Below are 13,145 nucleotides of genomic sequence, written 5' to 3' on the forward strand. Positions count from 1 at the left end.
GTCCCAGAAACTGGTTGCCGTCGCGTCCGCCGCGGTTTCCGCGCCACACTGCTGGCATCCACGGGGAAAGGACGCAGCATGACAGGGCTTACCGGACCACGGCTCGCCGTCGCGCTGGAAGGCGCGGGCTGGCACCCGGCCGCGTGGCGCGAAGCGGACGCCCGCCCGGCCGACCTCCTCACCGCCGCATACTGGACCGAACTGGTCCAGGAAGCCGAAGCCGCGCACCTGGACTTCGTCACTTTCGAGGACTTCCTCTCCCTGCGCGATCCCGCCGAGCCGACGGCCCGCGCCGACCGCGCGCAAACCCGCCTGGACGCCGTGCTGCTCGCCTCGCGGATCGCGCCGCTGACATCGCATATTGGCCTGATCCCGACCGCCGTCGTCACCCACACGGAGCCATTCCACCTGTCGAAGGCGATCGCGACGCTCGACTACGTCAGCACCGGCCGCGCCGGGGTCCGCGTGCAGGTGTCCGGGAATCCGGACGAGTTCCGGCACTTTGGCCAACGCACGCCGCCCGAAGTGCCCGAACTGTTCGAGGAAGCCGCCGATTACGTCGAGGTGCTGCGCAGGCTGTGGGACAGCTGGGAGGACGACGCCGAAATCCGCGACGTCGCCACCGGCCGGTTCATCGACCGCGGCAAACTGCACTACATCGACTTCGAGGGCCGCTGGTTCTCTGTCAAAGGCCCGTCCATCACGCCGCGCCCGCCGCAGGGCCAGCCGATCGTCGCCGCGCTCGCGCACGGTCCCGACGCTTATCGCCTCGCCGCCCGCCAGGCCGACGTCGTGTACGTGACGCCGAACGACCGCGCGCACGCCGCGTCGATCATCGACGAAATCGGTGCGCCCCTTCAGGTTTTCGCCGACCTCGTGGTCTTCCTCGACGAAACCTCGCAGGCCGCCGCAGACCGCAAAGCCCGCTTGGACGACCGTGCCGAGTTCAGCTCGGACGCGCATGTCTTCACCGGAACCCCGGCCCAGCTGGCCGACCTCCTGCTCGACTGGCACGCCGCCGGCCTCACCGGTTTCCGGCTCCGCCCCGGCGCCCTGCCGCACGACCTGACCGCCATCACCCGCGCGCTGGTCCCCGAACTGCGCGACCGGGGCGCGTTCCGCTCCGGATACGAGGCCTCGACCCTGCGCGGGCTGCTCGGCCTGCCGCGCCCGGCGAACCGCTACGCCGCCTGAGTCCCGGGAGATTTCCATGACTGCCAAGCAAATCCACCTCGCCGCGCACTTCCCCGGGGTCAACAACACCACCGTGTGGAGCGATCCCGAAGCGGGCAGCCACATCGAGTTCAGCTCGTTCGTCAAGCTGGCCCAGACCGCCGAACGCGCGAAGTTCGACTTCTTCTTCCTCGCCGAAGGCCTGCGCCTGCGGGAACAGAACGGCGAAATCTACGACCTCGACGTCGTCGGCCGCCCGGACACCTTCGCCGTGCTGTCCGCGCTCGCCGCCGTCACCGACCGGCTCGGCCTGGCCGGGACCATCAACTCCACCTTCAACGAACCGTTCGAGGTGGCCCGCCAGTTCGCCTCCCTGGACCACCTTTCCGCCGGCCGGGCCGCGTGGAACGTCGTGACGTCGTGGGACGCTTTCACCGGCGAAAACTTCCGCCGCGGCGGCTTCCTGCCGCAAGACCAGCGTTACTCGCGCGCCGAAACCTTCCTGCGCACGGCGTGGGAACTCTTCGACTCCTGGCGCGGCGGCGAACTGCTCGCGGACAAGGAATCCGGCCGCTTCCTGGCCGACGGCGGCGACTTCGCCCACCACGACGCCCATTTCGACATCTCCGGCCGCTTCCCGGTCCCGCGCAGCCCACAAGGCCGCCCAGTGACCATCCAAGCCGGAGACTCCGAAGAAGGCCGCGAATTCGCCGCCGCGACCGCCGACGCCATCTTCACCCGGCACGGCACCCTCGAAGCGGGCCAAGCGTTCTACTCGGACGTCAAGGGCCGCCTGGCGAAATACGGCCGCGCCCCGCACGAGCTGGTCATCCTCCCCGCCGCGACGTTCGTCCTGGGCGACACCGACGCCGAAGCGCACGAACTCGCCCACGAGGTGCGGTTGCAGCAGGTCAGCGACCAGACCGCGATCAAGTTCCTCGAACAGCTCTGGAACACCGACCTCAGCGGCCACGACCCGAACGGCCCGCTGCCGTCGTTCGACCCGGTGGTCGGCGACCTGATCTCGAAGGGCCGCGCGAGCGTCCGCATGCACCGCGATCCGATCGCGACCGCCAACGAATGGCGCCAGCTGGCGGAAGCGAAGCACCTGTCGAGCCGGGAACTGATCATCGAGGTCACCGGACGGCAGAACTTCATCGGCTCCCCCGAGACCGTCGCGTCGACCATGAACGACCTCGTCCAGGCCGACGCGTCGGACGGCTTCATCCTGGTCCCGCACGTGACGCCGGGCGGGCTGGACCAGTTCGCCGACCAGGTGGTGCCGCGGCTGCAGGAACGCGGGGTGTTCCGGGAGGACTACAGCGGGCCTACTCTGCGGGACCACCTCGGGTTGAACTAGCCCAGGAACCGCTTAGCGTTGCCCCGCAACAGCAACTCCCGCGAGGCCTCGTCGAGGAACTCCGCTCGCCGCACCACCCCGCCGGCCGGGCGCTCCCCCAGTGGGTACGGGTAATCGCTCCCCACCATCACCTGCTCCGCCCCCAGCGTGTCGACCAGGTTCCGCAGCGCCGGCTCGGTGAACACCACCGAATCGACGCTGAACCGTCCGACATACTCCGACGGCGGTTTCTCCGACGTGGCAATGATGTCCGCCCGCTGGTGCCACGCGTTCTCCAGCCGCCCCAGCCAGAACGCGAACGATCCGCCGCCGTGGGCGAAGCAGATCCGCAGGCTCGGCGGCACCCGGTCGAACACCCCGCCGAGGATCATCGCGATGATCGACAGGTGCGTCTCCGCGGGCATCCCCGTGAGCCACCGCGCCATCCAGCGGTCCAGCCTCGGCGCGTCCGGCATGTCCCACGGGTGCACGAAAACCGGGACGCCGAGCGAAGCCGCGTGCTGGAGGAACGTCACCACGCCCGCGTCGTCGAGGTCGCGGTCGCCGACGTGGTTGCCGATCTCCACGCCGCGGTGCCCGGCCGCTACGGCACGGTCCAGTTCGCGGCAGGCGGCGTCGGTGTCCTGCAACGGAACCTGGCAGAACGGGACCAGCCGGTCCGGCGCGGGCGCGCAGATTTCCAGCGCCAGGTCGTTGAACACCCGGGCGATCTTCTCGCCCTGGCCCGGGCTGGTGTCGTAGCCGAAGAACACCGGCGTCGGCGAGACGACCTGCGCCTCGATGCCGTCGGCGTCCATGTCGCGCAGCCGGACCGAGGCGTCCCAGCAGTCGGACCGGATCCGGCGGAACTCCTCCGAACCGACCATGATCATGGCCTCGCGCTCGGTTTCCGCGCGCAGCCACGGCATTCCCTCGCCGAGGTCGGGCCAGCCGTGCGGGACGAAGTGGCTGTGGACGTCGATCGCGCGCACGCTCAGCCCTTCCCCGGGTGCAGCGTGCCGCACGCCCCGCAGGTCCGGGCTTCCTCGGACGCGTAGAACTGCTCGAACACCGGCGGCAGGTCGTCGACGATGTCGCGCACCTGCAGCTCGACCTCGTGCACCTTCGCGTCGCACTCCAGGCAGAACCACACGAACTTCTCGAGCGTCCCCTCCTCGCGGATGCGCTCGATCACGATCCCGATCGAACCCTCCTGCGGACGCTGCGGCGAGTGGTGCACGTTCCGCGGCAGCATCCACATCTCGCCCTCGCGGATGTCGACGCGCTGCGGGCCGTCGTCGGTCATCAGGTTGACGTGCATGTCGCCCTTGTACTGGTAGAACCATTCCTCGTACGGGTCGAGGTGGTAGTCGGTGCGCTGGTTCGGCCCGCCGACGACCTGCACGATGAAATCGCCCATCGGGGCCCACATCTGCTTGTTGTTGACCGGCGGCTTCAGCTCGTCCTCGTGCTCTTTGATCCACTTCGCGAAGTCGAACACGGGCGGGATGGCGGTCATCGTTCCTCCTTGCCGGGGATCCGGGCGATCGCCTGGATCTCGATGAGCAGATGCGGATGCGGCAGCTGGTGCACCGCGACGGTGGTGCGGGCCGGGCCGTTCTCGTCGAAGAACTCGCCGTAGACCTCGTTGTAGCCGCCGAAATCGTTCATGGTGACCAGGAACACGGTCAGCTGCGCGAGATCATCGAGCCCCGCGCCGGCCGCGGCCAGGATGTCGCGGATGTTCTCGATCACCGCGCGCGTCTGCGCCCGGATGTCCAAAGTGGTCACGCCGAACTCGTCGGCCTCCGCGCCGGCGAACGTGTTGTCCGGCCGCCTGCTGCTGGTGCCGGAGACGAACACCAGGTCCCCGACCACTTTCACGTGCGGGAACCGCCCGCGCGGCGTCGCCTTCCCGGCGACGACATGGGCTTGCGCCACGCTCATCCCTCCATCGTGTGAACGGAAACCGAACCCAGACCGGCGACCCGCGCCTCGACGTGCGTCCCCGGCTGCAGCGCGACCGCCGCCGTCGCCGCACCGGCCAGCAGCACCGACCCGTCGAGCAGGCGATGCCCGTACGCGGCGGCCATCCGCTGTGCGGCGGGGAGCGCCCGCAGCGGGGCGCCGAGGATGTCGGCGGTCGAGCCGGTGGCGACGACCTCGCCGTCGAACAGCAGGTCCACGGCCAGCGCATCCACCTGGTCGAGCTGGGTCCACGGGCCGAGCACGAACGCGGACGCCGAGGTGTTGTCGGCGACGACGTCGGCCAGGCTGAACTTGAAGTCGCGGTACCGGCTGTCGATGATTTCCAGCGCGGGCGCGACGGCGACGATCTCGGCGTCGCGGCCGAGCCGGAACGCGACCTCGGGCTCGACGCGCGGATGCACCCCGCGGCCGACGTCGAACGTCCCGCCGTCCTCGATCCGCATGCGGTCGGTCAGCGAGCCGATGATCACGTCCGAGACGCCCATCTGCTCGGCCTTCGCCTTGCTCGTGAAGCCCAGTTTGACCCCGGCCAGCCGCTCGCCGCGCCCTTCGCGCAGCGCGATTCCGGCGTGCTGCACGGCGTACGCGGTTTCCAGGCTCATCGGCCCGGCACTGGTGAGCTGCGGGATCGCCTGCCCGGTGGCGGTCGCCCGGTCGAGCCGCGCGGCGTGGTCCTCGATCGTCATAGCTGCACGCACACATTCGTCGGCTGGGTGTAGAAGTGCATCGAGTGCAGGCCGCCCTCGCGGCCGATGCCGGAAAGCCCGACGCCGCCGAACGGCGACCGGAGATCGCGCAGGTACCAGGTGTTGACCCAGGCCATCCCGACCCGCATCTGCTGCGCGACGCGGTGGCCGCGCTCCAGATTCGTCGTCCACACGGCGGCGGCGAGCCCGTAGTCGGTGTCGTTCGCCAGCCGGACGGCTTCGTCCTCGGTGTCGAACGGGATCAGCGCCGCGACCGGTCCGAAGACCTCCTCGCGCACGACCCGCGCCGAGTTGTCCAGTCCGGTCCACAACGTCGGTTCGATCCACGACCCGCCCGCCAGGTCCTGCCCCAGTTCCGGAACCGCGCCGCCGGCGAGCACCGTCGCGCCTTCGGCGACCGCGAGGTCCAAATAGAACTGGACTTTCTTCCGGTGCTGCTGGGATATCAACGGCCCGGTCGTGGTGTCCGGGTCGCCCGGCCGGCCCAGGCGCAACGCCTTCGCCCGCTCGGCGAGCCCGTTCGCGACCGCGTCGAAGACGGACCGCTCGACGTAGACCCGCTCCGTGCACAGGCATACCTGCCCGGTGTTCAGGAAAACCGACCGGGCGAGGCCGTCGAGGGTCTTCTCGAGATCGCAGTCCGCGAACACCACCGCGGCGTTCTTTCCGCCCAGTTCAAAGGAAACCGGCCGGACCGACGGAGCGACCGCGCGCATGATCGCCGAGCCGGTCCGGGATTCGCCGGTGAACGTGACGCCGTCGATGCCGCGGTGAGTGGTGAGGTACTCCCCAGCGGAGTCCGGCCCGAAGCCGTGCACGACGTTATACACTCCGGCCGGGGCACCTGCCTCCGCGATCACCTCGGCGAGCAAGGTCGCGGTCGACGGCGTCTCCTCGGACGGCTTGACCACCACCGCGTTGCCGCACGCGAGCGCGGGCGCGACCTTCCACGTCAGCAGCAGCAACGGCAGGTTCCACGGCACGATCACCGCGACCACGCCCAGCGGCTTGGGCACCGCGTAGTTCAGCGCCTTCCGGCCGTTCGGCAGATCCGTCAGGAAGGAATCGAGACCGGCCGCCGCGATCGTGTCGGCGAACGAACGGAAGTTCATCGCCGCCCGCGCCACGTCCAAGTCGCGCGCCAGGTGCTCCGGTTTTCCGGTGTCGCGGACCTCGGCGGCGACGAAATCCTCGAACCGCTCCTCGATCCGGTCGGCGATCCGGCGCAGCAAGGCGGTGCGCTCGGCGACCGAGGCGCGTCCCCACGGCCCGTCCGCCGCGGCGCGCGCAGCCGCGACCGCCGCGTCGACCACGTCCGGACCGGCCTCGTGGACGTGCGCGACGAGCGACCCGTCGACCGGGTCGATCTTCTCGAAGGTGCGCCGCCCGGCGACCCGGGTCCCGCCGACGACGTTGTGGAGTTCCGCAGCCATGAAGCTGACGGTAGGGACGTCCGGAATGCCTCGCCAATGCTCTTTGCCGCCGCTCCCATAGCTGTCCGGACATGTCTCGCCCATGCCTGCTTCGGCATATCTTTCGTCGAAATGAGCATTGGTCAGGCATGGCGACGGCGGCGAAGGATGGCTCTCGTGAACCATCCGAACGTCGATCGGGACTACAGCGCGCAGGGCACGGTGACCGAGGCCGAGTTCGACGCCGTGATGGCCCGCTACCGCTCCGCCTCCGAATCCGCGACCGCCGGTCTGGCAGGCGTTCGCGACCTGGCTTTCGACCCGCTCAGCACCGAACGGCTCGACGTCTGGGGCATCTCCCCCGGACAGCTGCGCCCCGTCGTTCTCGCCATCCACGGCGGCTACTGGCGGATGCTCTCGCGCCACGACACCGCGTTCCCGGCGAGGATGCTGGCTGACACCGGAGTCGCCACCGTCGTGCCGGACTACACGCTCGCGCCCGCGGCACCGCTGGAGGAGATCGTGCGCCAGGTCCGCGCCGCGGTCGCGTGGGTGCACCACCACGGCGCCGAGCACGGCCTCGACCCGGACCGCATCCACGTCGTGGGCAGCTCAGCCGGCGGGCACCTGGCGGCGATGACCGCCGTCGCCGGATGGCAGCGCGCCGCCGGGCTGCCGGAGGACGTCGTCAAAGGCGCGATGGCGATCAGCGGGCTCTTCGACCTCCGCCCGCTGGTCGACTCGTTCGCCAACGCGTGGCTGTCCCTCGACCCGACCCGCGCGGAAGCCCTCAGCCCGATCCTCGCGCCACCAGGCGCCGTGCCGCTGCACGTGGCGGTCGCGGAACACGAAGCCGCGGGATTCCATCGACAGAGCAAGGCTTTCCACGCACACTGGCCCGCCGCCGGTTCGTTGACCGTCGTGCCCGGCCGGAACCACTTCGACGTCTTCCTCGACCTGGCCGACCCCGCCTCGGCGCTCGGCCAGGCCCTGGTCCGGCGCGCCCTCTCGTGACGCCGGAAGCCGAGCCGGACAGTAATGTCGCCGGAATGGAGATGCCCCGCCTGCTCGACGGCCGCCTCAAGCTCAGGCACCTCGTGCTGGTGGACACCCTCACCGAGCAGGGCAGCGTAGTCGGCGCGGCGGCCGCGCTGCACGTCACGCAGCCGGTCGTCACGCGTGGCCTGCACGATCTCGAAGCGATCCTCGGCGTGCCGCTCTACGAACGCGGGCCGCGCGGGATCACGCCGACCGAGTTCGGGACCGCGTTCACCGAACACGCGCGCGCCGTGCTCGCCCAGCTCACCCACGCGGCGCGGCACGTCGTGGAGATCGCCGACGCGACCCGCGGCCGGGTCGTCGCGGGCATCCACCTCGCGGGTTCGAACCTGTTGCTGCCGCGAGCCATCGCGCATCTGAAGGAAGACCATCTGCTGGTCACGGTCGTCGTCCGGGAGGGAACGCCGGAATCGCTGCTGGTGGAGCTGACGGCGGGCCGGGTGGACGTGATCGTCGGCAGGCTGAGCGGCCCCGGCACCGAAGACACCCGGCGGCGGGCGCTGTATCAGGAGTCGATCCGCGTCGTCGCCGGCGCGCACCACCCGCTCGCCGCGCGCGGGAGCGTCTCGCTGGAGGATCTGGCGGAGTTCCCGTGGATCGTGCCCGGCACCGAGACGATGCTGCGCCAGGAGCTGGAAAGCCTCTTCGCCCAGCACGGCCTGGACCTGCCCGCCAACCGCGTCGAAGCGACGTCGTTCCTGACTGTGCGGCAGCTGCTCACCGAAACCGCCATGGTCGCCGCGCTCCCCGGCCTGCTCGGCATGGACGACCCGCGGCTGGTCACGCTGCCGACGCCGCTGGAGAACATCGGCCACAGCGTCGGCCTGACCCTCGCCGCCGGCCGGCGGCTGAACCCGGCCACCCAGGCGCTGATCGAGTCCCTGCACACCGTCGCCGCGCAGATCGAAGACGCCTGACGCGCTCTGTCGCTTTCTTGACGACCGACGACAACCCGTGATACTTCATGGACCTCCGCGGAAGGAGCGTTCCATGGGTTACCGCTTGTCCACCGTCGATCCGGCCCGCACCGCGCTGGTCGTCATCGACATGCAGCACGACTTCCTGGCACCCGGCGCCCCGCTGGAATCCCCGGCAGGCCGCGCGATGATCCCGACCCTCAACGACACGATCCGGTTCTGCCGCGACGCGGGCATCCCGGTGTTCTTCACCGCGCACGTCCACCGCCCCGACGGCACCGACATGGGCCGGTTCGCCGACCTGTACCCGCCGATCGCCGCCGGCGCCGCGCTCATCGAGGGCACGCCCGGCGCCGCGCTGTACTCCGAAGTGGACCGCCGCCCGGACGAACCGCTGATCCCCAAGCACCGTTACAGCGCCTTCTACGGCACAGATTTCGAAATGCAGCTGCGCGGACGCGGCGTGGACACCCTGATCGCCACCGGAGTGACCACCGAGGACTGCGTCCACGCCACCATCCGCGACGCGATGTTCCGCGATTTCCGCACCGGGGTGCTGTCCGACGCGTGCGCCACCTACGACCACCCCGACCTCGGCCACGGCGCGATGTCCGCCGCGGAGGTCCATGCGGCGACGCTGGTTGTTCTCGCCCAGTCCACTGCGGACGTGTTGACGAGCGCGGAGTTCAAGGCGCTGGCGGAAAAGGGAGCCGCTTAGCCGCGCCCTGCGAGCGGGCTCGCCGCCGGGAGCACTGACCGTCGCCGCCCGGTTCGGAATCCGGGAGCCGCCTAGCCCCTTGCGAACGGACCGCACGAATGCGCCCGCCCGCCGGAGCAGCGGCCCGCCCAACCCCGGAATTCGTGGAGCCGTTTAGCCGCGCCCCGCCGCTGCCAGCGCGTCGTGCGCGTGGATCCACTCCACCGTCTCCCCGATCCGCCCCAATGCCGCGTCCCGCGCCTCCGCCGCCGGACCGTCCGGCACATGCAGCAAGGCATTCGCCACCCACGAACTCCGCTGCACCGCCCGGGTCCGCGGCCGCCGCAGCTTCTCGTAGCGGGCGAGTGCCTCGTCGCGTGAGTCGCGCGCCAGGCACTCGGCGAGCGTGACCGCGTCCTCGATCGTCTGGTTCGCCCCCTGCCCGTGGTGCGGCAGCATCGCGTGCGCCGCGTCGCCGAGCAGCACCACGCCGCCGCGGTGCCAGCGGTTGAGCGGATGCTGGCCGAACAACCCCCACCGCTGATACAGCGTCGTCGCGCCGACCATCTCCCGTACCGCGGGATGCCAGCCCTCGAAGGCCGCCTCGATGCGTTCCCGGGGAATGTCCTCGGTCCACGACTCCCCCGGCCACACGTCCGGTTCGTCCAGCACCGCGAGGAAATTCACCACCGACCCGTCGCCGATCGCGTAGTGCAGCAGATGCCCGCCCGGCCCCATCCAGAACTGGATCGCCCCCGCGTCCGGCAACGACGGCAGCCGCTCCACCGGCACCAGCCCGCGAAAACCGCTCGAACCCGAGTACCGGGCGAACGGCGCGTCGTCCACCCACTGGCGCACCGTCGAGTGCACCCCGTCCGCGCCCACCACGACATCGGCGGTTTCGCTTGTCCCGTCGGCGAATTCGAGCCGATACCGCGATCCGTCCGCACCGACGCCGGTCACCTGGCGGCCAAGATGGACCTTCCCGCACGCACCCGCCAGGATCCGCTGCAAGTCCGCCCGGTGCACCCCGAAATAGGGCCCGGCGAACCGTTCCTCGTAGCTGTCCCCGACCGGATACGCCATCACCCGCTGCCCGCTCCGCCAATGCCGGTAGACCAGCTCCGTCGGCACCGCGGAACACGCGGCCAGCTCGTCCCGCAACCCCAGCCGCCCGAGGACCCGCGACCCGTTGGCGGCCAGCGCCACCGCCGCCCCGACCTCGCGCAGTTCGGCCGACCGTTCGTAGACCTCGGCCCCGATCCCGCGCTGCCGCAACGCGAGCGCGAGCGTCAGCCCGCCGATCCCGCCGCCGACGATCGCCACCGAGAGTGCTTCGCTCGCCATCAGCCCTCCTCGCCCATGTACCGATCGGTACACGAATGGACGGTACGGCGTACCGATCGGTACAGTCAAGGGGTGGATTCCGGAACCGGCCGTCGCGCCGAGCTGCTCGAGCAGGCCGTGGGTTACCTAGCGACGCACGGCCTGGCAGACCTGTCGCTCGCGCCGATGGGCGAGGCGCTGGGGACGAGCAAGCGGATGCTGCTGTACTACTTCGGCAGCAGGGAAAACCTGATCACCGAAGCGATCGCCGCGAGCCGCCCGGACGTCACCGAACTCTTCCGCTCCGTGCACGACGAGCAATCCCTCGCCGCCGCGGCGCACGCCCTGTGGCACGCGATCACCCGGGGCCGCCAGCAACGGCCGATCCACATCCTGTTCCAGGTACTCGCACTGGCCCCGACCCAGCCGGAGCGTTACCTGACCGTCGCGAGGGAAGCGATCACCGCGATGGTGGACCCGCTGGTGCCGGTGTACCGAAAACTCGGCTACGCGGAACCCGACGCGGCAGCCCGGGCGAGCCTGCTGATCTCGGGCCTGCGAGGGCTGTGCCTGGACCGCATCGTGACCGGGGACGAAGAACGGATCGAGATCGCTGCGCGGGCGTTGATCGCTACTGCGGTCGCGCCGCCCGCCTGATACGGCGACGCCTCGCTAGAGTTCAAGCACCGCAGGCAACTCCGCCACCGACCCCAGCACATGTGTCGCCCCGTGTGCCCGCAACGTCGCCTCGTCGTGCGCCCCCGTCAACACCCCGGCCGCCACCGACGCACCCGCTCGTCGGCCGGTCAGCATGTCGAAGCCGGTGTCCCCCGCGACCGCGACCGCGCGTACGTCGGTGATTCCCAAGCGCAGCACCGCAGTCAGCACCATGTCCGGGAACGGCCTGCCTCGCCCGCCCGCATCAGCCGGGCACACCACCAGATCCGCCAGGTCCGTCCACCCGAGCCGCTCCAGCAGTGCATCGCGGGTCGCTGCCGAGAAGCCCGTGCTCAGGCACACCCGGCGGCCCTGCGCGCGCAACTTGTCGATCGCTTCCTCCGCACCCGGAAGCGGCGCGGCAACCTCGATAGCCTGCGAAGCAAAAGCAGTCTCGAAAACCTGATTCGCCTTCTCCGCCACCCCGTCCGCGGGGAACAGCGCCCGGAAGACCTCGATCTTCGACTGTCCCATGGTGTCGCGGACGTAGGCATCCACATCCTCGCGCTCCGGCGAGTCCGCGGGCACCCCGACTGCTTCCAGGGCCGCCGAGAACGCTGCCTCGACCGCGCCGTCGTCGCGGACTGTCGTGCCTGCCATGTCCAGCACGACCAGTTCCACCGCTCGCGTCATCGGACCCCCTCCACTTCCCGGCCGGTCACCGCGTGCACTGCGCTGATCAGGGCCATCGTCTCGATGTCGGCCGCGCTGCAGCCGCGCGACAGGTCGTGCAGCGGGGCCGCGACGCCTTGCAGGATCGGTCCCAGCGCGGTCGCTCCGCCCAGCCGTTCGGCGATCTTGTAAGCGATGTTCCCCGCGTCAAGGTTGGGGAACACCAGTACATTCGCCCTCCCGGCGACGGTCGACCGCGGCGCTTTCGCCACCCCTACCGCGTCCACGACTGCGGCGTCGAATTGCAACTCGCCGTCCACCGCCACGCCGGGCAGTCGTTCCCGCACCAGCGAAGTCGCCTGCCGGACCTTGTCCACCGCGGAATGCTTGGCACTGCCTTGGGTGCTGAAGGAAAGCATCGCCACGACGGGCTCGGTTCCGGTCAGCGCCCGGTGCGTGGAAGCCGCGCCGACGGCGATGTCCGCCAGTGCCTCCGCGTCCGGCTCGGGAACCACGGCGCAGTCAGCGAAAGTGAGCGATCGGCCGTCCTGCAACAGCATCAGGAAGCAGCTGCTGAGAGTCCGGACGCCGGGAGCGAGGCCGACGATTCGCAGGCCGGCCCGGAGGACATCGGAAGTGGGCCGCGTCGCGCCTGCCAGGCACGCGTCTACCCGGCCGAGTGCGAGCAGCGCGGCGGAGAGGGCGACCGGATCGGTGCGGACCGTCTCCACCCGGTCGGGGAACGCGGTTGCCAGCCGCGCGAGGACGGCGTCGTCGGCAGCCAGTTCCGCCGTGTCCAGGAAAGGTGGCACTGAAAAGCCAAGCTCTGCCGCGGCTGCGGCGATCTCGTCCGCGGGTCCGACCAGCACCGGCTCGATTTCGCCGCGTTCGGCCAGGTGCGCGGCCGCGGTGACGGCGCGCGGGTCGGCGCCGTCGGCGAGCGCGATCCGCGGGCGGGCGTCGCCGACGCGGTCCCGCCAGGTCTCGGCCAGAGGGGCCATGGTCATCTCGCAAACTCCCTCGCGGACGGCAGTGCTCCCCGAGCAGGATCCCGACCCCTGGCCCCAAGGGACAGAGCCAGAACAGTGCCCGTTGACAGGTCCAGAAGGCCGACTGTCTGGACCCGTCGACCGAGCGGTTTCTGGCACTTTCGCCGTGGCCAGTCGTCCCGCACTCTCGACCGCACCAGACACGGCA

At 70.4% G+C, this 13,145-nt stretch carries 14 protein-coding genes; 6 read left to right on the plus strand and 8 right to left on the minus strand.

Annotated elements, in window-relative coordinates; genetic code table 11:
• Positions 1 to 78 precede the first annotated feature (78 nt).
• Positions 79 to 1,194 carry an LLM class flavin-dependent oxidoreductase gene (locus EIZ45_RS21105; RefSeq protein WP_134669982.1) on the plus strand — a complete coding sequence of 372 codons (1,116 nt, stop codon included), beginning with the start codon at positions 79 to 81 and terminating at the stop codon, positions 1,192 to 1,194.
• A gap of 16 nt (positions 1,195 to 1,210) precedes the next feature.
• A complete protein-coding gene (locus EIZ45_RS21110) occupies positions 1,211 to 2,533 on the plus strand; it encodes an NtaA/DmoA family FMN-dependent monooxygenase (RefSeq protein ID WP_205670317.1) in 1,323 nt (440 codons plus the stop codon).
• Here EIZ45_RS21110 and EIZ45_RS21115 read toward each other — a convergent pair.
• The 5 genes from EIZ45_RS21115 to EIZ45_RS21135 are packed head-to-tail and all read right to left on the minus strand — an operon-like array spanning position 2,530 to position 6,641.
• Positions 2,530 to 3,504, minus strand: coding sequence for an amidohydrolase family protein (locus EIZ45_RS21115; protein WP_134669977.1), 975 nt, complete (start codon positions 3,502 to 3,504; stop codon positions 2,530 to 2,532). The two genes, EIZ45_RS21110 and EIZ45_RS21115, sit on opposite strands and share 4 nt — an antisense overlap.
• A 2-nt stretch (positions 3,505 to 3,506) precedes the next feature.
• Complete coding sequence (locus tag EIZ45_RS21120) at positions 3,507 to 4,031, minus strand: 3-hydroxyanthranilate 3,4-dioxygenase (protein WP_134669974.1); 525 nt, start codon at positions 4,029 to 4,031, stop codon at positions 3,507 to 3,509.
• A complete protein-coding gene (locus EIZ45_RS21125; RefSeq protein WP_037814363.1) occupies positions 4,028 to 4,459 on the minus strand; it encodes a RidA family protein in 432 nt (143 codons plus the stop codon). Before EIZ45_RS21125 ends, EIZ45_RS21120 begins: the two co-directional genes overlap by 4 nt.
• On the minus strand, positions 4,456 to 5,187 hold the full coding sequence (locus EIZ45_RS21130) for a 2-keto-4-pentenoate hydratase (protein ID WP_134669972.1): 732 nt from the start codon (positions 5,185 to 5,187) through the stop codon (positions 4,456 to 4,458). The genes EIZ45_RS21125 and EIZ45_RS21130 overlap by 4 nt, the downstream gene beginning before the upstream one ends.
• Positions 5,184 to 6,641, minus strand: a complete 1,458-nt coding sequence (locus EIZ45_RS21135) for a 2-hydroxymuconic semialdehyde dehydrogenase (protein WP_134669969.1) — start codon at positions 6,639 to 6,641, stop codon at positions 5,184 to 5,186. The genes EIZ45_RS21130 and EIZ45_RS21135 overlap by 4 nt, the downstream gene beginning before the upstream one ends.
• 156 nt (positions 6,642 to 6,797) lie before the next feature.
• Between EIZ45_RS21135 and EIZ45_RS21140 the strand changes: the two genes are divergently transcribed.
• The 3 genes from EIZ45_RS21140 to EIZ45_RS21150 all read left to right on the plus strand — a co-directional run bounded on the left by EIZ45_RS21140 (position 6,798) and on the right by EIZ45_RS21150 (position 9,314).
• Positions 6,798 to 7,634, plus strand: a complete 837-nt coding sequence (locus tag EIZ45_RS21140; RefSeq protein ID WP_134669967.1) for an alpha/beta hydrolase — start codon at positions 6,798 to 6,800, stop codon at positions 7,632 to 7,634.
• A gap of 35 nt (positions 7,635 to 7,669) precedes the next feature.
• Complete coding sequence (locus EIZ45_RS21145) at positions 7,670 to 8,596, plus strand: LysR substrate-binding domain-containing protein (RefSeq protein WP_134669965.1); 927 nt, start codon at positions 7,670 to 7,672, stop codon at positions 8,594 to 8,596.
• A 73-nt stretch (positions 8,597 to 8,669) separates the two neighbouring features.
• Positions 8,670 to 9,314, plus strand: a complete 645-nt coding sequence (locus EIZ45_RS21150) for a cysteine hydrolase (protein WP_134666230.1) — start codon at positions 8,670 to 8,672, stop codon at positions 9,312 to 9,314.
• A 153-nt stretch (positions 9,315 to 9,467) separates the two neighbouring features.
• Here EIZ45_RS21150 and EIZ45_RS21155 read toward each other — a convergent pair whose 3' ends face one another.
• Positions 9,468 to 10,640, minus strand: a complete 1,173-nt coding sequence (locus tag EIZ45_RS21155) for an FAD-dependent monooxygenase (RefSeq protein WP_134666228.1) — start codon at positions 10,638 to 10,640, stop codon at positions 9,468 to 9,470.
• 72 nt (positions 10,641 to 10,712) lie between these two features.
• Between EIZ45_RS21155 and EIZ45_RS21160 the strand changes: the two genes are divergently transcribed.
• On the plus strand, positions 10,713 to 11,276 hold the full coding sequence (locus tag EIZ45_RS21160) for a TetR family transcriptional regulator (protein ID WP_205670098.1): 564 nt from the start codon (positions 10,713 to 10,715) through the stop codon (positions 11,274 to 11,276).
• A 15-nt stretch (positions 11,277 to 11,291) separates the two neighbouring features.
• Here the strand turns inward: EIZ45_RS21160 and EIZ45_RS21165 are convergent, their stop codons facing one another.
• Positions 11,292 to 11,969, minus strand: coding sequence for a phosphonatase-like hydrolase (locus EIZ45_RS21165; protein ID WP_037814377.1), 678 nt, complete (start codon positions 11,967 to 11,969; stop codon positions 11,292 to 11,294).
• The gene (locus EIZ45_RS21170) at positions 11,966 to 12,955 is read right to left on the minus strand and encodes a phosphotransacetylase (RefSeq protein ID WP_134666224.1); all 990 of its coding nucleotides are present in this window, start codon (positions 12,953 to 12,955) and stop codon (positions 11,966 to 11,968) included. Before EIZ45_RS21170 ends, EIZ45_RS21165 begins: the two co-directional genes overlap by 4 nt.
• Positions 12,956 to 13,145 lie beyond the last annotated feature (190 nt).

It is taken from the genome of Amycolatopsis sp. CFH S0740 (assembly GCF_004522315.1).
GTDB classification, from domain to species: Bacteria; Actinomycetota; Actinomycetes; order Mycobacteriales; family Pseudonocardiaceae; genus Amycolatopsis; species Amycolatopsis nivea.